The sequence below is a fragment of the Corynebacterium felinum genome (genome assembly GCF_030408755.1).
GTDB classification, from domain to species: Bacteria; Actinomycetota; Actinomycetes; order Mycobacteriales; family Mycobacteriaceae; genus Corynebacterium; species Corynebacterium felinum.
On sequence record NZ_CP047209.1, the window covers coordinates 1,636,932 to 1,657,797 of the forward strand.

At 52.4% G+C, this 20,866-nt stretch carries 17 protein-coding genes and 1 pseudogene; 5 read left to right on the forward strand and 13 right to left on the reverse strand.

The features are described 5' to 3' along the window. Window positions 1-32: 32 nt before the first annotated feature. From rpoZ to mihF, 3 genes are all read right to left on the reverse strand, one after another. Window positions 33-311 (reverse strand): DNA-directed RNA polymerase subunit omega, encoded by a 279-nt coding sequence (rpoZ, locus tag CFELI_RS07025; protein ID WP_277105607.1) that lies wholly within the window; start codon window positions 309-311, stop codon window positions 33-35. Window positions 312-619: 308 nt separating this feature from the next. Next, on the reverse strand, window positions 620-1,201 hold the full coding sequence (gmk, locus tag CFELI_RS07030; RefSeq protein WP_277105606.1) for a guanylate kinase: 582 nt from the start codon (window positions 1,199-1,201) through the stop codon (window positions 620-622). 5 nt (window positions 1,202-1,206) lie between these two features. Continuing rightward, window positions 1,207-1,530, reverse strand: a complete 324-nt coding sequence (gene mihF, locus CFELI_RS07035) for an integration host factor, actinobacterial type (protein ID WP_277105605.1) — start codon at window positions 1,528-1,530, stop codon at window positions 1,207-1,209. A gap of 403 nt (window positions 1,531-1,933) precedes the next feature. Between mihF and CFELI_RS07040 the strand changes: the two genes are divergently transcribed. After that, complete coding sequence (locus CFELI_RS07040; RefSeq protein WP_290258951.1) at window positions 1,934-2,110, forward strand: hypothetical protein; 177 nt, start codon at window positions 1,934-1,936, stop codon at window positions 2,108-2,110. Between the two features lie 658 nt (window positions 2,111-2,768). Here the strand turns inward: CFELI_RS07040 and pyrF are convergent. The 6 genes from pyrF to pyrR all read right to left on the reverse strand — a co-directional run bounded on the left by pyrF (window position 2,769) and on the right by pyrR (window position 11,236). After that, window positions 2,769-3,617 carry an orotidine-5'-phosphate decarboxylase gene (pyrF, locus tag CFELI_RS07045; RefSeq protein WP_277105603.1) on the reverse strand — a complete coding sequence of 283 codons (849 nt, stop codon included), beginning with the start codon at window positions 3,615-3,617 and terminating at the stop codon, window positions 2,769-2,771. A gap of 15 nt (window positions 3,618-3,632) precedes the next feature. Then, window positions 3,633-6,986 (reverse strand): carbamoyl-phosphate synthase large subunit, encoded by a 3,354-nt coding sequence (carB, locus tag CFELI_RS07050; protein ID WP_277105602.1) that lies wholly within the window; start codon window positions 6,984-6,986, stop codon window positions 3,633-3,635. Window positions 6,987-7,039: 53 nt separating this feature from the next. After that, the gene (carA, locus tag CFELI_RS07055) at window positions 7,040-8,194 is read right to left on the reverse strand and encodes a glutamine-hydrolyzing carbamoyl-phosphate synthase small subunit (RefSeq protein WP_277105601.1); all 1,155 of its coding nucleotides are present in this window, start codon (window positions 8,192-8,194) and stop codon (window positions 7,040-7,042) included. Window positions 8,195-8,289: 95 nt separating this feature from the next. Continuing rightward, complete coding sequence (locus CFELI_RS07060) at window positions 8,290-9,660, reverse strand: dihydroorotase (RefSeq protein WP_277105600.1); 1,371 nt, start codon at window positions 9,658-9,660, stop codon at window positions 8,290-8,292. A 61-nt stretch (window positions 9,661-9,721) separates the two neighbouring features. Beyond that, a complete protein-coding gene (locus CFELI_RS07065) occupies window positions 9,722-10,663 on the reverse strand; it encodes an aspartate carbamoyltransferase catalytic subunit (protein WP_277105599.1) in 942 nt (313 codons plus the stop codon). A 6-nt stretch (window positions 10,664-10,669) separates the two neighbouring features. Beyond that, window positions 10,670-11,236 carry a bifunctional pyr operon transcriptional regulator/uracil phosphoribosyltransferase PyrR gene (pyrR, locus tag CFELI_RS07070; RefSeq protein WP_277105598.1) on the reverse strand — a complete coding sequence of 189 codons (567 nt, stop codon included), beginning with the start codon at window positions 11,234-11,236 and terminating at the stop codon, window positions 10,670-10,672. Between the two features lie 884 nt (window positions 11,237-12,120). Here pyrR and CFELI_RS07075 point away from each other — a divergent pair. From CFELI_RS07075 to CFELI_RS07085, 3 genes are all read left to right on the forward strand, one after another. Further along, window positions 12,121-13,698, forward strand: coding sequence for a TIGR01777 family oxidoreductase (locus tag CFELI_RS07075; RefSeq protein ID WP_277105597.1), 1,578 nt, complete (start codon window positions 12,121-12,123; stop codon window positions 13,696-13,698). Between the two features lie 229 nt (window positions 13,699-13,927). Continuing rightward, window positions 13,928-14,314 carry a type III secretion system chaperone family protein gene (locus CFELI_RS07080; protein ID WP_277105596.1) on the forward strand — a complete coding sequence of 129 codons (387 nt, stop codon included), beginning with the start codon at window positions 13,928-13,930 and terminating at the stop codon, window positions 14,312-14,314. After that, window positions 14,314-14,793: a hypothetical protein gene (locus CFELI_RS07085; RefSeq protein WP_277105595.1), complete on the forward strand. Its 480-nt coding sequence runs from the start codon at window positions 14,314-14,316 to the stop codon at window positions 14,791-14,793. Before CFELI_RS07080 ends, CFELI_RS07085 begins: the two co-directional genes overlap by 1 nt. Window positions 14,794-15,069: 276 nt before the next feature. Here the strand turns inward: CFELI_RS07085 and CFELI_RS07090 are convergent, their stop codons facing one another. From CFELI_RS07090 to efp, 3 genes and pseudogenes are all read right to left on the reverse strand, one after another. Further along, on the reverse strand, window positions 15,070-15,807 hold the full coding sequence (locus CFELI_RS07090; protein ID WP_290258952.1) for a hypothetical protein: 738 nt from the start codon (window positions 15,805-15,807) through the stop codon (window positions 15,070-15,072). A 1,248-nt stretch (window positions 15,808-17,055) separates the two neighbouring features. Then, a pseudogene (nusB, locus tag CFELI_RS07095) lies at window positions 17,056-17,503 on the reverse strand (transcription antitermination factor NusB); the annotation flags it as partial. Between the two features lie 21 nt (window positions 17,504-17,524). Then, the gene (gene efp / locus CFELI_RS07100; protein WP_277105593.1) at window positions 17,525-18,088 is read right to left on the reverse strand and encodes an elongation factor P; all 564 of its coding nucleotides are present in this window, start codon (window positions 18,086-18,088) and stop codon (window positions 17,525-17,527) included. Between the two features lie 272 nt (window positions 18,089-18,360). On the opposite strand from efp, the gene CFELI_RS07105 reads away from it, so the two are divergent. Then, entirely contained in the window at window positions 18,361-19,551 is a 1,191-nt protein-coding gene (locus CFELI_RS07105; RefSeq protein WP_277105592.1) for a hypothetical protein, read from the forward strand. A 130-nt stretch (window positions 19,552-19,681) separates the two neighbouring features. Here the strand turns inward: CFELI_RS07105 and CFELI_RS07110 are convergent, their stop codons facing one another. Next, window positions 19,682-20,773 (reverse strand): aminopeptidase P family protein, encoded by a 1,092-nt coding sequence (locus CFELI_RS07110; protein ID WP_277105591.1) that lies wholly within the window; start codon window positions 20,771-20,773, stop codon window positions 19,682-19,684. Window positions 20,774-20,866: the final 93 nt, after the last annotated feature.

Genomic DNA, 20,866 nt, shown 5'->3' on the forward strand with positions numbered 1-20,866 from the left:
AAAAAGGGCGGAGGTGTAGTTTGGTGAAAGGACTATCCCTCTTCGTGATCCAAGAGGCCACTTTCGATTTCGCGAAGTGCGATCGACAAAGGCTTTTCTTGTGGGTCTGGGTTGACCAGTGGGCCAACGAATTCAAACACGCCTTCGTCTTCCTGCTGGAAGTAGGAGTTGATTTGGCGTGCACGCTTCGCTGCGAAAATTACGAGCGCGTACTTTGAAGAAACACGGCCTAGGAGTTCATCAATGGGAGGGGCAGTAATACCAGTCGGCTTGTCATAAACACCCTGGTTACTCTCGATCACGTTGCTCACGTTGGTCACTACTCACCTTATGTATTGAAAATTTTAAAGTCTGACTTTGTGGTTGTTCCCAACCACTGCCTTAGGATTGCGGAGTTTGGTACTTGAAAGCTGCCGAAAGTCCGTCAATCGCGAATTTTTCCGATACAGCTTGGACATTCTCTATCGGAAAGCATAGCGAAGAAACTGTGGGAACAAAACCTTCGTCATGAGGATGCTGTCCACCTCTATTTACCGTAGCTTCAAGGAGAAGGGGCATAATATTCAACCTCTGCCTCAATGCTCAAGAGAAGGTGCACTTACACCTTCGTGTGCACATTTTAAAAGCTATGGGTTCCCAACAGAATGTTTCGAAGCGCCACTACTGTTTCTTCCAGATCGTCGTTGACAACGATGTGGCGGAATTCATCTTGTGCATCGATTTCAGTCCGAGCAGTTTCCAATCGACGTTGGATTACTTCTTCAGACTCCGTTCCCCGGCCGGTAAGGCGCTCTACAAGAACTTCCCAACTCGGTGGGGCAAGAAACACAGTGTGGGCTTCAGGCTTGAGTGCAGCAACGTTACGGGCACCTACTAAGTCAACTTCGACCAGCACTGGTCGCCCAGCTGCTAGTGCTTCGTCGACGGGGCCTGCCGGAGTACCGGAGCGTTGTAAGCCCCCGTGAATGTCGGCCCATTCAAGCATTTCTCCGGCATCAATTCGTTGCTGGAACTCCTCTGGGCTTACAAAGAAATAATCAATGCCATGTACTTCCCCTGGGCGCGGTGCCCGAGTGGTCATTGAGACCGAGAAGTACATCTCAGGGAGTTCTTCACGCAGGCGATGAACCACCGTGGACTTACCCACGGCGGAGGGGCCAAGCAATACTACGAGCTGGCCGCGGGGGTTATCGCCACTCACTCTGATTAGTCCTCGGAAAAGCCGAAGCGCTCGAGCAGTGCGCGGCGCTGACGGTCACCAAGACCGCGCAGGCGACGAGTCTGGGCGATCTCCAGTTCGTCCATGATCTCCTTAGCCTTAACCTTGCCCACCTTTGGCAGGGACTCCAGAAGTGCAGAAACCTTGGTCTTGCCAATGATCTCGTCGCTGGAAGCCTTATCCAGAACTTCCTTCAGGGAAATGTCGCCACGCTTGAGCTCTTCCTTGAGCTGTGCACGTGCCTTGCGAGCCTCGGCTGCCTTAGCCAGAGCTTCCTTGCGCTGTTCATCGGTCAACTGTGGAAGTGCCACGGGGTGCCTCCGATTCAATAATGAAAATGGATATCGTCTTGAAAAACTTTGTACCAACCTACCCCATGGGGCAAACCGTACAAGCGAAAATCTACCACACACTTTAGGCATTACAACGCTGCAAGTCTTGATAGATTGTGCTCAAGTGTAGCACCGAAAGATAAAAGTTCAGGTAACGGCGTGTTTGAAAACTAAATCCGCAGGTCACTGCAGATTCTCTTCGGCAAACCCAAAACCTATCTCTACCTGCACAAATGTAAAATTGCTATTCCTTACTTATCATTCAGATTCAAGCGAAAAATACCTAGAAAACTTCTTGTTTTTCGGCGCGCTGGCGGCAATTTTAGTGTCCTCGTCGATGAATCTTGTGACAGGAGTAACGCAAAAAGTACATTCATCGTTCGTGCTTTTCACGGGTTTCGACCTCACGAGCATCCGCTGGCTACGGAATCAACCGCGCGTGCTTCTGATGCACGTTCAACGCACCGAGGTGTCTTCCGTCACCTTGGACAAGGAAGATGTCCAACAGCTGCTTGGCACTCTGGCAGTAGTGGTGTTCGTACCTCTCCCCCTTTTTTAAACCGCACCCAAATCCTATATCCGTGCCAATGCCAATCGCGTTGGGCAAACAGTCCCTAATCTGTCTAGTGGCGCTTGTTCGTGGACGAGCACTTCGAGAAAAACGAACTCGCTAATCGATCCCACTAGTTTTACGTACTACTTCAGGCTGCGGATTTTCGGCAGTATTCGCTCGTGATTCGTTGTCTTTTCCTCTGGTTATGAGCAGCCGAGCATGAGATGAAAACGACGTTTTCCTCAGCCTAACGCTATAAAACCACGGCAATCTTATGCGCTACTCCGGCGCTAGGTAAGACAATAAGGAGTGCGAGCAACTGTGGCAATGTTTTCCGCCCCTAGGATCAACGCCTTGGGACTATTGCCATATTCAATGAGACGCTAATTTCCTGGTGTGTGTAGACGATAGCTGAACGAACGCAAACGTAGATCAATCGCACAAGCGCTGATGCTTTTCCCCACTGAAGATGCTGTTGTTTGTGGGGAATTGACGACACAATAAAGAAATCAGATACTGCCACGGGTATCGTGTGATGGCGCAATGACACGGCAATTTAATTTCCCTACTCCTGATTTCCTTCAACTTCGCCGTTCACTGCCAACCTGGGATATAGAAAAAGGGACACTCCAAGCGTCCCTTTTTCTACTGATTCAAACTAACGTTAGGAGAATTCCGCTGCTGCACGCAGCGCTGCATCACGCAGATCCTTCGCGGAAGGACCTGCGCTTAAAATCGCGCGGGAAATGTTGGCGAAACTTAAATCCTCCACGCCTTCGGTAATGCGAGCAACATCAGCAGCCGAAGCACCTTGTGCTCCCACACCTGGAAGCAACACTGGGCCATTCAGCTCATTCAAACGCGGTGGTGCTGCCAAGGTTGCGCCAATGACAACTCCAATATTTCCAGCCTGCCCTTGGTGTCCAGCAGCAGCATTGAGCGCAGCCGCCGCATCCACCATTTGCTGAGAAATAGATACCCCATCAGCATTAGCCTGATCTTGCAACTGCCGAGCCTCAGGATTACTCGTTGCCGCCAGAACAAATACTCCCCGACCAGTTGACTGAGAAACCTCAAATGCAGGTGACAGGGAACCAAAACCAAGGAACGGACTCACCGTCACGGCATCAGAGCACAAAGGTGAACGATCCTCCAACCACGCAGTGGCATAACCTGCCATCGTCGAACCGATATCACCCCGCTTAGCATCGGCAACCACCAAAGTGCCCGCTGCACGCAGAGCGTCAATGGCATCCTCAAGGATCTTAAAACCCTGGTGACCAAAAGCCTCATAAAAAGCAACCTGAGGTTTAACCAATGCGACGTTACCGGAAAACGCAACCACGCAAGCATCAGTGAAGCGTTTCAGGCCATCAACGTTAGCCCCCAAACCCCACTTTTCTAACAGTTGAGCATGGGGATCAATGCCCACACATAGGCGACCAAATTTAGCTCCTGCGGCTTTGAGCGCTTCGCCGAAACCATATTCAGCAGACACTGGTTGGAAAGTCATCGTTAGTTCACACCTTTACTTGCTCGTGCTTGGGGCGTGCTCAAGTTCCTGAAGTGCGCGCACCGACAAATCACCGGAACGACGCGCCTCAATGCCCTGCACTGCTGCAGTGACACCCTGAACAGTGGTGACCAGTGGAACTCCCACGCTGACAGCAGCGGCACGAATTTCGTAACCGTCGTGGCGTGCACCAGAAGAACCTGCAGGGGTATTCAGGATCAGATCAACCTCGCCCGCACGAATCAAATCAACGATCGACTGCTTGCCCTCATGAGTACCTTCCGACACCTCAGAGCGCTTTAACACAGTCTCACAAGCGACACCGTTACGGCGCAGCATAGCTGCAGTACCAGCGGTAGCCAGCATGCGGAAGCCCATCGACGCTAGGCGCTGGATCGGGAAGATCAACGTACGCTTGTCGCGGTTTGCAACAGAAACGAATACGGTGCCTTCGGTTGGCAAGGTGCCGAAGGAAGCCTGCTCAGCCTTCGCGTATGCTGCACCGAAGTTATCAGCCAAGCCCATAACCTCACCGGTGGACTTCATTTCGGGGCTGAGCAAAGTGTCAAGCATGGTGCCATCTGGGCGGCGGAAGCGGTTGAATGGCAGAACAGCTTCCTTCACTGCAATTGGGCAATCCAAAGGCAAGGAACCACCGTCGTAGTCGGTCGGGATCATGCCCTCTGCCTGCAGCTGAGGAATGGTGGCGCCGGTCATAATGCGCGAGGCAGCCTTAGCTAGGTGTACCCCAGTTGCCTTGGATACGAATGGCACCGTGCGGGATGCGCGAGGGTTCGCTTCGATCACATACAAAATGTCATCCTTCAGAGCGAACTGGACGTTCATCAGGCCCTTCACCCCGATACCGTGAGCCAAAGCTTCAGTGGATCGACGAACCTTCTCAATATCCTCTGGCCCCAGAGTCATTGGTGGCAGTGCACACGCGGAGTCACCGGAGTGGATACCAGCCTCCTCAATGTGCTCCATAACACCAGCAAGGTAGACGTTTTCGCCGTCGCAAAGCGCATCGACGTCGATTTCAATGGCGTTATCCAAGAAGCGGTCGACCAGCACGGGGTGGTCTGAAGTAATCTCGGTAGCACGATCAATGTAGTCGTGCAGAGAAGCCTCATCGTAGACAATCTCCATGCCGCGTCCACCCAGAACATAGGATGGGCGCACCAGAACTGGGTAACCGATTTTCGCAGCTACTTCCTTTGCTTCTTCAAAAGAAGTAGCAGTACCGAAAGCTGGCGCAGGAAGATTAGCTTTACGCAAAACCTCACCGAATTCGCCACGATCCTCCGCCAAGTCAATGGCTTCAGGGCTGGTGCCAATCACAGGGACACCGGCGTCGCGAAGCTTCTCAGCAAGACCCAGCGGAGTCTGACCACCCAGCTGGACAATCACACCAGCCACAGTGCCGGATAATGACTCAGCATGGTAGACCTCCATCACATCTTCGAAGGTCAAAGGCTCAAAGTAAAGGCGATCAGCGGTGTCATAGTCAGTAGACACAGTCTCAGGGTTACAGTTGACCATCACGGTCTCGTAGCCCACGCGGGACAGCTCAAGCGCAGCATGCACGCAGGAATAATCGAACTCAATACCCTGGCCGATACGGTTTGGACCGGAACCAAGAATGATGATTTTGTCCTTCTCGGTCTGAGGCGCAACCTCAGACTCCGCAGCAGGATCCATCTCGTAAGCCGAGTAGTGATAAGGAGTCTGCGCTTCGAACTCAGCAGCGCAGGTATCCACAGTCTTGAAAACTGGGCGGATACCCAGCGACCAACGTAGACGTCGAACACCATCTTCACCCGCGAACTCAGGGCGCAAAACCGCAATCTGACGGTCCGAAAGACCAAAGAACTTTGCCTTACGCAGCAGGTGCTCGTCCAAAGTCTTTGCACCAATGAGCTCTTCGCGGAAGTCAACCAGATTCTTCAACTCAGAGAGGAACCAAGGGTCAATGCTGGATGCTTCATACACCTCATCGACGGTCGCGCCCAGGCGCAAGGCCAGCTCAGCATCGTACAAACGACCCTCAGTAGGACGCTTAAGATCTTCGAGCACTGCAGCGACATCAGTAGCTTTTTCGCCAGCGAAGAACTCATCTGGAACAGTCCAGAAACCAGCCTGCTTATTTTCCAGCGAACGCATCACCTTGCCCAGTGCCGAAATGTAGTTACGGCCCAAGCTCATAGCCTCACCCACCGACTTCATCGTGGTGGTCAGGGTGTCATCAGAGCCGACGAACTTCTCAAAAGCAAAGCGTGGAGCCTTGACAACCACGTAGTCAAGGGTTGGTTCGAACGCTGCAGGGGTAACACCAGTGATATCGTTGGTGATCTCATCCAAGGTATAACCAATAGCCAGCTTCGCGGCAATCTTCGCAATGGGGAAGCCCGTAGCCTTCGACGCCAGTGCCGAAGAGCGCGACACGCGTGGATTCATTTCAATGGTGATCAGGCGACCATCCACCGGGTTTTGAGCGAACTGGATGTTACAACCACCAGTATCAACGCCGACCTCACGAATAATCGCAATACCCTGGTCACGCATCTTCTGGTATTCACGGTCGGTCAAGGTCATGGCTGGCGCAACGGTGACCGAGTCACCTGTGTGGACACCCAAAGCATCCACGTTCTCAATCGAACAGATCACGACCACGTTATCTGCCCCATCGCGCATGAGCTCTAGCTCATATTCCTTCCACCCAAGGATGGACTCTTCGATCAGCACGTTTGCCTCAGGTGAAGCTGCCAAGCCACCGCCTGCAATTCGTTCCAGATCCTCATCGTTGTAAGCAAGGCCAGAGCCCAAACCGCCCATGGTGAAGGATGGGCGAACCACCACTGGCAAGCCCAACTCGGAAACAGTTTCGCGAACCTCTTCCATGGAGTGGCACACGCGGGAGCGAGCCGACTCGCCACCAATCTTGTCCACAATGTCTTTGAACTTCTGGCGATCTTCGCCACGCTCAATCGCATCGATGTCTGCACCAATGAGCTCAACATTGTACTTTTCCAACGATCCGCGACGATCCAGCTGGATTGCTGCGTTCAATGCGGTCTGGCCACCCAAGGTTGCGAGCACAGCGTCGATGGGGTGTCCCTGAGCGATTTCCTTTTCAAAAATCGCCTCAATGTACTCAGGCTCGATTGGTTCAACATAAGTGTGATCAGCGAACTCAGGGTCGGTCATGATGGTGGCCGGATTCGAGTTGATCAAGGTGACGCGCAATCCCTCTTCTTTGAGCACGCGGCAGGCCTGGGTGCCGGAATAATCGAACTCACACGCTTGGCCGATGACGATCGGGCCGGAACCGATCACCAGGACGTGATTAATATCGCTACGCTTTGGCATATACTTTTCTCTTCCTTGAACTATTAAAGGGTGTGCGGATATTTCCTGGTGATTTACTTCTTATTCGCGTTCATCAGCTCGATGAACTGATCGAACAGCGGGTTCGCATCATTAGGGCCAGCAGCCGATTCAGGGTGGTACTGAACCGAATATGCAAGGCCAGAAACCAACGCCACACCTTCAACAGTGCCGTCATTCAAACACGTGTGGGTGATCTGCGCATCACCAAAAGGAGTGCTGAAGACCTTGCCTGCTTCCCCCTTGAGTGCGAAGCCATGGTTCTGGGAAGTGATGTCGATCTTGCCAGTCAAGTGATTTAATACTGGGACGTTCACGCCGCGGTGACCAAACTTGAGCTTGTAGGTTTCCAAACCTAGGGCGCGACCAAGAATCTGGTTGCCGAAACAAATGCCAAACAGTGGCAGCTTGGCTGCAAGAATTTCCTGAACAATCCCCACCATCACGTCAGCTGTTGCAGGGTCGCCAGGGCCGTTAGAGATAAACACACCATCAGGGTTGTGCTTCAGAATCTCTGCGAACGGGGTATTAGCTGGAACCACGATGGTGCGGATTCCGCGCTTCGCAAAATTGCGTGGCGTATTGGTCTTAATGCCCATGTCGTAGGCCACCACGGTGTACTGCGCATCGCCTTGTGCTTCAACCACGTAAGGTTCATCGGTGCATACTTGCTCGGAGAGGTCGAGGCCGGCCATTGAAGGCTGTTGCTTGACGATCTCAACAAGCTCCTCAATAGGCTTGTGGGCATCGGAACCGGAGAAAATTCCGGCGGAAACGGAACCGAAGTTACGCAGGTGGCGCACGATTGCGCGGGTATCTACACCAGAGATACCCACAAGGTTCTGGGCGATCATTTCATCTTCAAGGGAACGCTTTGCGCGCCAGTTAGAAACCTGAACAGACAGGTCACGAATCACGAGGCCGGCGACCCAAATTTTGTCACCATAAGACTCGCAATCTTCATCATTCCAACCAGTGTTGCCAATCTGTGGAGCAGTAGCGACCACAATCTGACCATGGTAGGAAGGATCAGTCATGGTTTCCTGGTAACCGGTCATTGCGGTGGTGAATACGGCTTCACCCAAAGTAGTGCCCTGGGCACCAAAGCTTTCACCTTGGAAGACACGGCCATCAGCGAGCACTAGCAAGGCCTTAGCCCGTGAGTTGCAAGCGGTGTGTGTGGAGGTCACAGCGTAATACCTTTCGAAAAATCTCGTGAAGAGAAGAATTGTCTTAACAAAGCTTTGGAAAATAGTGCGGGGGGGTGTTCATCCCCGAGGGCAACCTAGTTACCAGCGTTGCGGGGCTGCTGAGCTTGCCCATCCACACAGGTCAGGCGACCGCGCAGAATGGTGGTGGTGACTTTAGCATCAAAGTCCATGCCTTCGAACGGGGTGTTTTCCGCCTTCGATGCCAGTTCGACGCCGCGCACAGTCCACCTCTTGCCTTCATCCACAATTGTGAGGTTTGCGGGCTCACCGACTGCGATCGGGCGACCGTGGCCTGGCAAGCGAAGAATCTCAGCGGGACGCTCCGACATCACCTTGGCAATGAAACGCCAATCAGCCAGACCAGTCTTCACAAACAGTTCCGCCACAATGGACAAGGACGTTTCCAGTCCCAACATGCCGGGCTTTGCATGCTCAAATTCACAGCACTTGTCTTCGGAACCATGTGGCGCATGGTCGGTGGCAATGCAGTCAATAGTTCCGTCCAACAATGCGTCACGCAGTGCGATGGTGTCGCGGTGCTCCCGCAATGGTGGGTTCACTCGGTTGACGCCGTCGTAAGTTTCGAGGCGTTCATCGGTCAGCAGCAGGTGGTGTGGAGTGACCTCAGCGGTCATTGGAATGTCGTGGGACTTAGCCCACTTCACCAGTTCCACAGTTCCTTCGGTGGATGCGTGGCAAATATGAATCCGATTGCCGTAGTCGCGGGCCAAGATAGCATCGCGGGCAACAATGGACTCCTCAGCCACACGAGGCCACCCACGCAAACCCAAACGGGCTGCGGTTTCGCCTTCGTGCGCGCAGGCGCCTTCGGTCAGGCGGGGGTCTTCGCAGTGCTGTGCTAACAACACATCCAAGCCCTTCGCGTATTCAATTGCTCGGCGCATCAGCAAGGGGTTATCCACACATTTGCCGTCATCAGAGAACATGCGAACTTTCGCCTCAGAACGAGCCATCATGCCAAATTCGGTGAGTTCTTTACCTTCAAGGCCTTTAGTAATAGAACCCACTGGGTGCACGTCGCACAACCCAACGTTCTGGCCCTTAAACCAGACAGATTCAGCAATCACCGGCTGATCCATCACAGGGGTCGTATTCGCCATGGTGAAAACTGCAGTAAAACCGCCCTTAGCGGCGGCCGCTGAACCAGTTGCGATAGTTTCAGTATCTTCGCGACCAGGCTCACGCAAATGCACATGCATATCGACAAGACCGGGAAGCAGAACACCACCCTGCCCATCAATAATGCGGTCAGCGTGAGTATCCGCTGGTGCATCAACCGCGCTAATCACACCATCGGTGATCAAGATATTCACTGGGCTACCTTCACCATAGGGGCGAACATTAGTCACCAGCAGGGTGCCAGCTTCAGCAGGGGCGAGTTCACCAGTAGCCGGATAGCTAGAGGGGGAAGAATGATCAGACATAAAATCTACGAGTCCTATTCAAATGGGCTGAGTAAAGGGGAGCGAGAAGCAACTGAGCTGTTTAAAAACCAGGGGTTTCTGCACCAGAAATCAAGGTGAACAACACAGCCATGCGACTGTGAACACCATTGTTGACCTGCTGCAAAACAGCGGTATGCGGGGCATCAGCAACAGCGAAGTTGATTTCCATACCTCGCAACATGGGCCCTGGGTGCATGACAATCGCGTGATCTTGTAGCTTTGCTGCGCGTTCCTTGCTCATCCCGTACAAAGTGGCGTATTCGCGGTGACTTGGGAAGAATCCACCATGCATTCGTTCTTGCTGCACGCGAAGCATCATCACGGCATCGGCATCGTAGATTTCTGCATCCATGTCGTAGCTGATGCGCACAGGCCAGTTCTCTACCCCAGCGGGCAACAGCGTTGGTGGGGCAACCAGTACTACTTCAGCACCAAGCGTCGATAGCAGATCAACGTTGGAGCGAACCACGCGTGAATGCAGGCAGTCACCGACGATCACAATCTTGCGCCCATCAATGCCGCCAAGGCGTTGACGCATAGTGACGGCGTCGAGAAGCGCCTGAGTGGGATGCTGGTGGGAGCCGTCGCCAGCGTTGATCACGCTCGGGCCCACACCACCTGGGGCAACCCACTGCGCCAACTGTTGCGCAGCGCCGGAAGAAGGATGGCGAATAATCAACGCATCAGCGCCAATTGCGCTCAGCGTCAAACCAGTATCCTTCAGCGACTCCCCTTTTTTCACCGAGGAGGAGGAGGCAGAAATATTAATCACATCTGCGCTCATCCACTTCCCCGCCGTTTCAAAAGACGAACGGGTGCGGGTGGAATTTTCATAAAAAACTGTGAAAATCGTGCGTCCGCGTAAAGTAGGAAGTTTTTTTAACTCCCGACCCTCAAGCGCTTCACGGAAACGATCCGCCTCATCCATCAACCCAACAATTTCGTCGGCGGTGAGGTCGGAAATAGAAAGCAAATGCTTCATGGGTAACTAAGCTTCCCCTCGAGTGAGTATGACAGCATCGCAGCCGTCGATTTCTTTCAGCAAAACGGAAACGTCTTCATAGCGTGCGGTAGGCAAGTTTTTCCCCACATAATCAGCGCGAATCGGCAACTGACGGTGACCGCGATCCACCAAAACCGCCAACTGAACTGATTCTGGGCGGCCTAGATCACGCAAAGCATCAAGTGCCGCACGGATGGAGCGACCTGAGAACAAAACATCATCAACCAAAATGATGTTCATCCCATCAATTCCCCCCGATGGAATGGTTGTTGGTTGCAGAGCACGATGTGGTTTGGTACGCAGATCATCCCGATACAACGTGATGTCAAGGCTGCCCACGGGCACCTTGGTACCTGTAAATTGGGCGATTTTTTCTTGCAATCGCTGCGCTAGTGGCACGCCTCCCGAGGGGATGCCCAGCAGAAGAACTGGTGAAGCATCAGGGGCATCAAGTGCCGTTTTTTCAATAATCTGGTGCGCGATGCGTGCGATAGTACGCGACACGTCCTCTGCGCTGAGCAGCTCGACAATGTCGGAAACATTTTCACTCATCGTGACCTCCTTCCCCGCCTCTCTGTGCGGTCCGTTAAAGGATGTCCTAGGGCTGAGGAACAGCCCCTGTTTGAGATTTTGTTTTTCAAAGTTGCACGCTCACAACGACCCTCGCGAAATTACGCATGGGTTGTGGTCGCATACAAGCTCTTGCAAAAGCTTAGCATTTTTTGCCACTGCGGTTTTTATCAACCGTTTTCGCAAAATTGCTGCACATGCACTGTCTTGGCCCCATTTACTTCGCTGGCGAAATCATTGCTTCGCACCTTGCCTACTATTTTTAGGCAGTTCTCCCACTATCATCCCAGCATGGCGCGAAGCAGTGCCATGATGAACGCTGCGCATCACTTCAACATTGTCGGAACATTGTTCCCTTCGCCCTCCAGTGCTGAATAGGTGGCATTGGGCACTAAACATTCCCCCCATCGAGGGGGGAATGTGTAAGTACGGTGGTTGACGTTCACGTTAGGCATTCCTTGAAGCTTCGTCACCGGCGCATCAAGGATTGAATACGCGACACTATTTAGCGCAGCCGTGAACACGCGCAATTCTTCGGCGGTGAGTCGTTTCAGTGCGCATGTTTCACACCCCCGATGGTTGGTGAACCCTCTTGTGCAGTAGTCCGTGCTTGAAGTACAGGCATGTGCGTGATCGACGACGAAAATTTTTAAGAATTTTCCCTTAATTTTCAGCCTGCCTGTAGATCAGGTCGCTGCTGCACGCTGTAGGCTAGGTAAAAAAGTTGTGGCCTCGCACCTGTTGTTACTTGTGCGTTGAGCAAATCACTCGCACAGGTTAAGCGTCTGTGCCTTCGGGCAGTGCATGCGCAGGTTGTTTCCCGTCGCCGACGTGTCATTTTTTAAGGAACAGTAAAGGAAGAATCCATGAGTCTTACTACCTCCCATGTTGTTCCTGCCAGTAGGTCTGAGGTGTGGCAATGGCATACCCGCCCTGGTGCGGTTGCTCGTTTAAGCCCCCCTTTCTTCCCCTTCACTCCGATTCAGCAAGCTGATTCTTTAAGTACTGGGACGACTGTATTTGCGTTGCCTGCTGGGTTGCGGTGGGTTGCCCGCCATGATCTTTCTGGTTATGTGAAGGGCTTTAAATTCACTGATGTGTGTGTGACTGCGCCGATTAAGGCGTTGGCTAATTGGCGTCATGTCCATAATTTTCTTGATGCCAGTTCTGCTGATTCTGGCCCTGCAACGACTGTCACTGATGAGGTGTTTACGCGGTTGCCGAAAGCAACCTTGGCACCTATGTTTGCGTACCGTCAGCAGCAGTTGATTGAGGATATGCGGGCGAAGGCACGTTTTGAGGCTATTTCTTCGCGCAGGTTGACGGTGGCGATTACTGGTTCCCGGGGTTTGGTGGGTCGTGCGTTATCGGCGCAGTTGACAACGCTCGGTCATGAGGTTGTTCCGTTAGTGCGGTCGAATCCGAAGCCTGGTCAGCGGTTGTGGGATCCTGTGCGGCCTGATGTGAATCTGCTTGATGGGGTTGATGTGCTTGTTCATCTTGCTGGTGAGCCGATTTTTGGGCGTTTTACTGAGGCGCATAAGAAGGCGTTGTGGGATTCGCGGGTGGGTCCGACTGAGGCGTTGGCGAAGCTGGTTGCGGTGTCGAAGTCGTGTCATACTTTTGTTTCTGCTTCGACGGTGGGTATTTATGGCCATGACCGTGGTGAGGTGGCGTTGAGTGAGGATTCTGAGTTAGGTCAGGGCTTTTTGGCTGATTTAGCGCGGAATTGGGAGGAGGCGACTGTTCCTGCCCAGGTTGAGGGTAAGCGTGTGGTGAATTTGCGGACGGGCATTATTATTTCTGGCCGTGGGGGTATTTTGCCGGTGTTGCGTACGTTGTTCTCTACTGGTTTGGGTGGTCATTTTGATGATGGTCAGCAGTGGTTTTCGTGGGTTGCGTTGGATGATGTGACTGATGTGATTATTACTGCGTGTCTTGATTCTTCCTTGTCGGGTCCGGTGAATGTGACTGCCCCGAATCCGGTGATTAATAAGGAGCTTGCCCGCACGATGGGTCAGCAGTTACGGCGTCCGGCGCGTTTTCCTATTCCTTCGATTGGTCCGAAGGTGTTGTTGGGCTCGCAGGGTGCTGCGGAGTTTGCGTTGGCTGATCAGCGTGTGCTTCCTACTGCGTTGCTTAGTCGCGGGCATGTGTTTCGTTATGAGGATTTGTCGGCTGCGTTGGCGCATGAGTTGGGCAATGAGAAGCTTTTCGACGCCCCCGCGACCGTTGCCGGTGATGATTCTGTTGAGTCAACTCAGGATGTACAATCCTCAAAGATTTCGTTAAAAAAGGTCAAGATGTTGCGTTCTTCGGCGAAGGATATGGATTCTGACGGTGAGGATTGTGCCTCTGGTGAGAAAGGTGCGCTAAGCGATCAGGGTGCTGGTGAGCAGGTGTCGCAGGGGCAATCGAAGCGCTGGCGTTTACCTGGTTTCTAAGTTGTGTTGTACCACCCCCTCACGTTTCCCTTTGTTGTGGGTTTCTTGGGGGGTGGTGCGTTTGGGTGCGGGGTGAGTGCGCGTTGGTCTAGTATTGTGCTGATATATGGTGGAAAATTTGTCCCTCTCGGATTCACCGTCAGGTGGCGGTGTTTGTTTGTGGGAGTTGGAGCCTCAAAGAGTTTTTGAGGCTGATCCTTCTCCCCTTTTTCATGCTCTTTGTCGGGTTTTGGCGAAAGAAAACGTGGTTTTTGAGCGCCTCGATGATCAGGTACGCACTGGTTTTGTTGATCAGTCGATTGTTTTTAGCATCAGTGGAAACTATCTTGTGGCCTCTTCGCAGTGGCGCGGTGAGATTCCGGTGGCTCGTGCGGCGGATGTGTTGGGGTTGTGCCATGAGTGGAATCTGCACCAGTTGATGCCTTCGTTGCGTTTTCATAATCGTGATGCTGAGACGTTGGCGCTTACGGCTGTGCGTTCTTTCCGCGTGGCTGAAGGTGTGAGTTTTAATCAGGTGGGTGCGTTCGTGGTGACAAGTATTGATGCATTTATGGCGTGTTGGAATAATGCTGCCGTGCAGTTGCCGGATTATGTGTCGTGGGATGAGGAGCTGTGATGGGGATTGAACCGAATGCTCATGGCGCACCAGCCGAGAATGATGTGAATGTGGCTGCGCCTGTTCATATGCTGAATGTGGTTGAGGCAATGGCTTTGTTGGGCGTTGTCTTAATGCCTGCGAATGAGCAGGGCACAATGGCGCACGCTGTGCTTAATGATGTTTGTTTCAGTTTTGGTTTGTTGCCTGCAACCCTTTTTGTCCGTGGCGATCGTGATGTGGGTGTGCAGACTTTTGGTGCGAGTCCAGCGTTTTTCCTTGCTGCCAATGAGGTGACTAATTCGGCGGTAACCGGCAGCGTTTGCGTTATGGACCTGGAGGAGGATTTGCGTGTGCGTGCAGAGGTTGAGATCACGATTGCTGCGGGTTTGACTCCGCTGCAGCTGAAATCTGCCCTGAAAGCGAGCGTTGATCAGGTTTTTGGTTTGCTGGACCGTTTTGAGCTCAGTCACAAGCAGATTGCGCAGCATTCTTTTTAACGTTTTTCTTTTCGCCGTTGTGGATGTGTTTGCGCCCGCAACGGCTTTTTTACTGGGACTGCTATTCCGTCGCGCGTGTGTGCCCCACATGGAATGAGGGGTTGTGGTTGTGTGCATTGTGAATAGCAAACCCCCAGACTTGTGTCGGCGCATTCTTCAAGTGTGGAATGCGTTCGGTGTGAAAGTCTGGGGGGTGTTCTGAAGAGGGAAAGAAAATCTGCGCAGTTTTGTGGCCTGAGTTTTCACTACATCAGCGCTGGTTGGTTAGCCACAATACTATTTGCCGCTAAATAGTGTGGTTTGACCTGCGGTGTCGAGTTTGATGCTGTCTTTGTGGAAGCGAGCAGACTTTGCACCGAGTGTTGCGGTGGACTGTGACTCGAATTGCACGTCAATGTCTTTCATTTCGCTTGGCTTCATCTTCAGCGCAAGAATGCCTTCGGCGAGTTCGCGATTAGTTTTTGCTTTGTAACTATTGACGTCGCGCCCATTGATCGTGCCTGACCAAGTGCCTTTTTCAAATGGGGTAACCTTGCCATCTTTCTTTTCTACAAAGCTGAAGACAACTGGGACTTCTTCGTCTGCTGCTGGCGCTTGAGGGAAGTTGGCCACCATGAAAGTTTCGGATGCTGGGACGTTATCATGAGGTTGTTCCGCAACCGGTGCTACTGTGCGGGGTTTTTCGGTTTGCGGTGCGCTGTCGGTGATGCTGCGGGTAGCTGCATTGGCGGAATCTTCGAGCGCAAGTGGAAGTTCGGCAGTGCCAGGGTCTGCGCTGAGGATACGGTCGACGAATGGGACGGCGTCGCCAAGTCCTTGTTCCTTGAGAATATCGGCACCGATTGATTTCACTGCGGCCAGTGCGTTGTCGGGGACCATGTTTTTCAGCTGTGCGGTATCGAGGCTTGTTCCGCCGGCAATGGCGAGCAATACCGTGGTCATCAGGGAAATGATCTGCTTAAGGATATTGGCATCGATGTTGATGTCGCCGACTGCGGGCAGATTAAGCTTCATATGTGAACTACTCACTTTCTTTCCTGTGTGCACGCTGCTCAACGCGGTGTTGAGCAGTGCTGTGAGATCCTGGGGGTTGATGAATGCAAGACAACAACACCAGTAACTCAATTAACAGAAGTAACTTTGTTCATTCTAGTCACAATCTTCACAGAAAAGCTAGGGAGGTTTTGATAATATACACTAACAATTAATTTAGGTACCTTTAGCTGGGGCACAACCATCCATAAACCCTAGGGCGAGTCGAGACAGGTTTTCATAACCACGTGCTTGCTTATCGACGCCCCCTCACCCATCGTTGTACCCACTCGACTCGCTGCAGCACATGCTGCATCTAAAAACTGTGGCTTTCACCCCTACAAAAAGGACCTAGGCAACAGCTTGCTTTTATACTTGTTAAATGCCCTAGATATTTTGCAGGCGCTCCACCACCTTCGCCCACTAATTCTAGCTTCGGGGCTTGACTTGAGGTGATGAAAATTGTGGCGATAGAAAACAGCTAAACACCCCATCGCATACAGCAGGTTTGCTCAGCGTACAATGAGTACGCACACTCGCCTAGCAAGGGCTCTTGCCACCCTTGTGGCACTCAGCGCTTTGTTCCACAGTGACGAAAAGCCGAGTTGTGCACAGTTGATTGGGGGGCGAAAAATCAGTGCGGTTGCGAACGGATAATTTTCAGGTAAAACGGACACGACGTCGATACGCAAGTGCACACTCGAACTACCCCTCACCAGCCATTTTGATAGTTGTTCACACAGTTAGTCAAAATGCACAAAGCCTTCCCCTGTTCACGCTCGACCGGCGTAAAAAGGAAAGGCTTCAAGTCTAGGCGAGTTTCAGCATGCGCAGCACACAGCATCCACTGCCGCAATTAGGAGTGGGACTCCTGTGAATCATCGGCTGCCGAAGCTGATCCGGTGACCGCATCGTGCGCATCCCCTTCTTCGACACTATCCTGCCCAACAGACTCATCTGACTGTACAGCATCAGCGTCAGGCTCCACAGCTACCGTTCCAGCAGTATCAACCACATTTTGATCAACATCAGAAGCATCATCGGAATCCGATACCGACTCATCATCTGTTGCTTCAACCAAATTTTCAGCTTCAGCTAACGCCTCAGCGAAAGAAGCACCAGAAATTTCAGCATCATGTTCAGTATCCACACCGTCATCGAACTGAACATTAACCTCAGCCACATCGGCATCAACTGGTGACTTCAACGCATCAATATTCTTCACCGCAGCGTCCAGAACACCATTAATATACGCAGGTGCGCGATCAGCGGAATACTGGGAAGCCAACTCAATCGCTTCAGTCACAGCAGTAAGAACAGGAACATCCTCGTTGAAAATCATCTCCCACACACATGCACGCAAGATAGCGCGATCAACAGCGGCAATGCGGTGAAGCTCCCAATCCTTCGACAGGTAGGCCGCGATGATTTCATCAATACGATTCAGCTCCTCAGCCACACCGGAAACAATCTCCCGAGTGTAGTGAGCTACCGGAGCAACGTTGCTTTCCTGATGTAGCGCAAGCGAAATTCGATCCTGCACGATTGCCACGGGATCAACATCACGAGCTTCTGCTTCATACAGAATTTCCACAGCGCGACGACGAGCCTTGTAGCGCGAGCCGTGACGCTTCCACCGGCGTTCGTTATCGCTGGAATCCTTAGAGGATGGGGTCATTGTATCTTGAGCACCCACAGCTTAGTTGTTCACACGAGACAGGTAAGAACCGTCACGGGTGTCGACCTTCACCACATTGCCGGTCTCAACAAACAAAGGAACCTGGATCTCAGCGCCGGTCTCCAAAGTTGCAGGCTTGGTGCCGCTGTTGGAGCGATCGCCTTGCAGGCCAGGCTCAGTGTGGGAAATCTTCAAGTCCAAAGAGATAGGAAGTTCAGCGAACAATGCTTCACCCTCATGGAAGGACACCTGAATGGTGGTGTTTTCCAGCAGGAACTTTGCGCCATCGCCAACGATGTGCTCAGGAAGCTCAACCTGCTCGTAGGTCTTCTCATCCATGACAACGTAGGAGGTGCCGTCATGGTACAGGTAGGTCATATCGCGACGATCAACAGTTGCGGTCTCGACCTTGACACCAGCGTTGAAGGTCTTGTCAGTAACCTTGCCAGATACAACATCCTTGAGCTTGGTACGCACGAATGCAGGGCCCTTGCCCGGCTTCACGTGCTGGAACTCGACGATTTGCTGCAGCTTGTTATCGATCTTGAGAACAAGACCGTTCTTGAAATCAGCGGTAGTTGCCACGGGAGGGTACTTCCTTCTAGGTCGATGTCATGTTTTAACTGTTCGATGATACATGAAAAATCGCCCAAAACATACTTTTCCTCAGTACGCCAGACCCCACTACCAGCCCTAGCTCACTGTCACACCATGCACCCTTGCTCAAACCATGACAGCGGCGGCGACACTCTACGCCCATAGATTAAGCCCCATGATTGCACGATTCACTGAGTAATAGCGTGTGGATATTAGCCATTATTTATAGCATTCCAGCACTTCACTAGCTTGTTGAGGTTATGACTCATGTCCACAATGCCATCAAACTGGCCACCGGCGACACTTGTATCCTGCGTATGATGGGCATTCATAGAAGGATAGAACCCAGCCTCGAAGGAGCTTGCCTGATGATCACGTACCAACAACGCAAGGTGTTCATCATCACAACGATGGTCACCGTAGGCGCAGCAACCCTCGTTGCGTGTTCAACTCCCAGCCCAGAATCCACAACCACCCCCACCGCGCCTGTGACACAAACACAAGCAGCAACAAGTGTTGCGGAAACAACCAGCCAATCGCCAACCCCAGACTATCCCTTCGGTTCAGTCGACACATTTTTCACAGGTCGTGCACTCGACCCCGAAGACTTCCAGCGCAGCCTCAATGCCACCTCCATCCCTGACCCTTATTCGCATATTCTGATCAGCTCCGCTAACACCGGAATCCAGTGCCTAACGCGTCTTTCCTCCGAAAACGCCCAGCCAGTGGTTTGTGACTCAGACTTTGGCACAACCTTCACCAGTGAAATTGTGATCGACAATGCAGTGAAAATGAACATGCCTAGCCAAACCGAACGGTTAGCTGGCGATTTCATTCGCACCCTCCCCGTAGGATCCATGATTACAACCAATGCGGCTACGTGCGCCCAAAAGTTGAACTACTTCGGATGCAAAGATGCACAGGGCACTTTCTTTGTCACCGATGGCCACAAAGTATGGGACAACAACGGTGAAAAAGAAGCACTGGCTCATACAGGCCCTACACGCGGAAATACCTTTGTCACCCAATATCAGGGACTCAATGGCGTTGTCTTTAGCCACAGTCGAAAATTCACCTGGCCTGACGGCCCAGAAGTTACCGACGTGCATACGTGCTTTATCCCCACACCAGATGCCGATGCGCGCGGGTATATCAATACCAAGGGGCACTACTTCTGCACCGTCCGCCACGATGGTGAGGTCATGGGAACATACGAAGGTGGTCTAGCGCCGCAGCACTTCATTGAAGGTGACAGCACCCAGCTGCCTGAGATTCCGGAAGCACCCACCGTGGACGAGGGTGAAAAAATCTACAGCCACGGGCATGTCCAATTCCACCTCGGCGAAGGATCAGAGAGCAGGGTGAAGACCCCAGTGGGATACGACTATGTGCTGCTGAATCAAGGCTACTCCCCTGACCCCACTGCATCATCGCCCAAGTGGCTAGATTAAAACCGCACAGCCTATCCATACTCAATAGGCACACTATTGAAGCCCTCGTTTCTTTCTCCGTGATAAGAAACGAGGGCTCAACTGTCGCACCAACACGCATCCGGGTGCGGGTTGTAGTCAGGCCGTCATACTAGACGATGGTGAGATCCTTACTGAGATTGGTGAGATTCTCAGGGCGACCGGACGTAATAATCAACGTATCCTCGATACGCACCCCGCCTTTACCCGGCACATAGATACCCGGCTCAATGGTCAAAGTCATATGCTCTTCCAGCTCACCAGTGCCAGTTGCCGCCGCCCACGGCGCCTCATGAACGTCCAAGCCGATACCGTGCCCAGTGGAGTGCACAAAATACTCTCCATAGCCAGCATTGGTGATCACATCGCGACACGCCTTGTCGACGTCGGCAAGCTTCGCACCCGGAACCGCGGCAGCGCAACCCGCGAGCTGCGCTTGGAGCACAATGTCGTAAATTTCCTTGCTAAAAGCATTCGCCTCACCCACAACCACGGTGCGAGTGGTATCAGAGTTGAACCCTCGATCGTGCGCGCCGAAATCCACTGTAACGAGATCGCCAACTTCAATCACCCGATCCGTCGCCGAGTGATGAGGCTTCGCAGAATTTGGGCCGGAGGCAACAATAGTATCGAAGCTGGGGTGCTCCGCACCTTTCACACGCATCTTAAACTCAAGATCAGCCGCCACTTCACGCTCAGTGCGACCTGCGCGAATGCCACCCTCATCAAGCAGCTCCTGGAAAGCCGAGTTAGCCAGATCAGCAACCGCACGCAGACGCTCACGTTCAATCGGATCTTTGGTGATCCGAATCTTCTCAATCACCCCAGAAATAGGCACTAAAGTGACATCCTCTGGGCACGCTTCCTTCAACTTTTCCAATTGCGCGACATTAACAAAATCAGCCTCAAAGCCCACTCGACGAGGACCCTCAATGCCTTTGAGCAACTCCACAGCACAATTGCGGGCAACCACAACCTCGATATCAGGAACTTCTTCAGCAATCTGGGTGGTATAACGACCATCAGTGGCGATCAGGGCAGAAAGATCCTTCGACACAATCACAGCACCATTGGAACCCGAAAACCCCGACAGATACCGCACATGAGTAAGGTGCGTCACCAACATAGTATCGACACGTTGCGCAGCCAACGTTGCTGCCAATGCCCGACGCCGAGTAAGAAACCGAGTATCAGATAGTGCCATGAAAGCCTCTTTCGATTCAATAAAACTCACAACAGCTCATTGTGCATTCACCACAAAGGCATAAAAACACACAACGAAACAACCTCACATATC

What these genes read in the sequence shown, in the direction of transcription:
- pyrF (WP_277105603.1), bottom strand. Translation starts at nt 3,617, where the DNA reads ATGACTTTCCAACCAGTGTCTGCTGAATATGGTTTCGGCGAAGCGCTC.
- carB (WP_277105602.1), bottom strand. Translation starts at nt 6,986, where the DNA reads ATGCCAAAGCGTAGCGATATTAATCACGTCCTGGTGATCGGTTCCGGC.
- CFELI_RS07060 (WP_277105600.1), bottom strand. Translation starts at nt 9,660, where the DNA reads ATGTCTGATCATTCTTCCCCCTCTAGCTATCCGGCTACTGGTGAACTC.
- CFELI_RS07065 (WP_277105599.1), bottom strand. Translation starts at nt 10,663, where the DNA reads ATGAAGCATTTGCTTTCTATTTCCGACCTCACCGCCGACGAAATTGTT.
- pyrR (WP_277105598.1), bottom strand. Translation starts at nt 11,236, where the DNA reads ATGAGTGAAAATGTTTCCGACATTGTCGAGCTGCTCAGCGCAGAGGAC.
- CFELI_RS07075 (WP_277105597.1), top strand. Translation starts at nt 12,121, where the DNA reads ATGAGTCTTACTACCTCCCATGTTGTTCCTGCCAGTAGGTCTGAGGTG.
- CFELI_RS07085 (WP_277105595.1), top strand. Translation starts at nt 14,314, where the DNA reads ATGGGGATTGAACCGAATGCTCATGGCGCACCAGCCGAGAATGATGTG.
- CFELI_RS07090 (WP_290258952.1), bottom strand. Translation starts at nt 15,807, where the DNA reads ATGAAGCTTAATCTGCCCGCAGTCGGCGACATCAACATCGATGCCAAT.
- CFELI_RS07105 (WP_277105592.1), top strand. Translation starts at nt 18,361, where the DNA reads ATGACTCATGTCCACAATGCCATCAAACTGGCCACCGGCGACACTTGT.
- CFELI_RS07110 (WP_277105591.1), bottom strand. Translation starts at nt 20,773, where the DNA reads ATGGCACTATCTGATACTCGGTTTCTTACTCGGCGTCGGGCATTGGCA.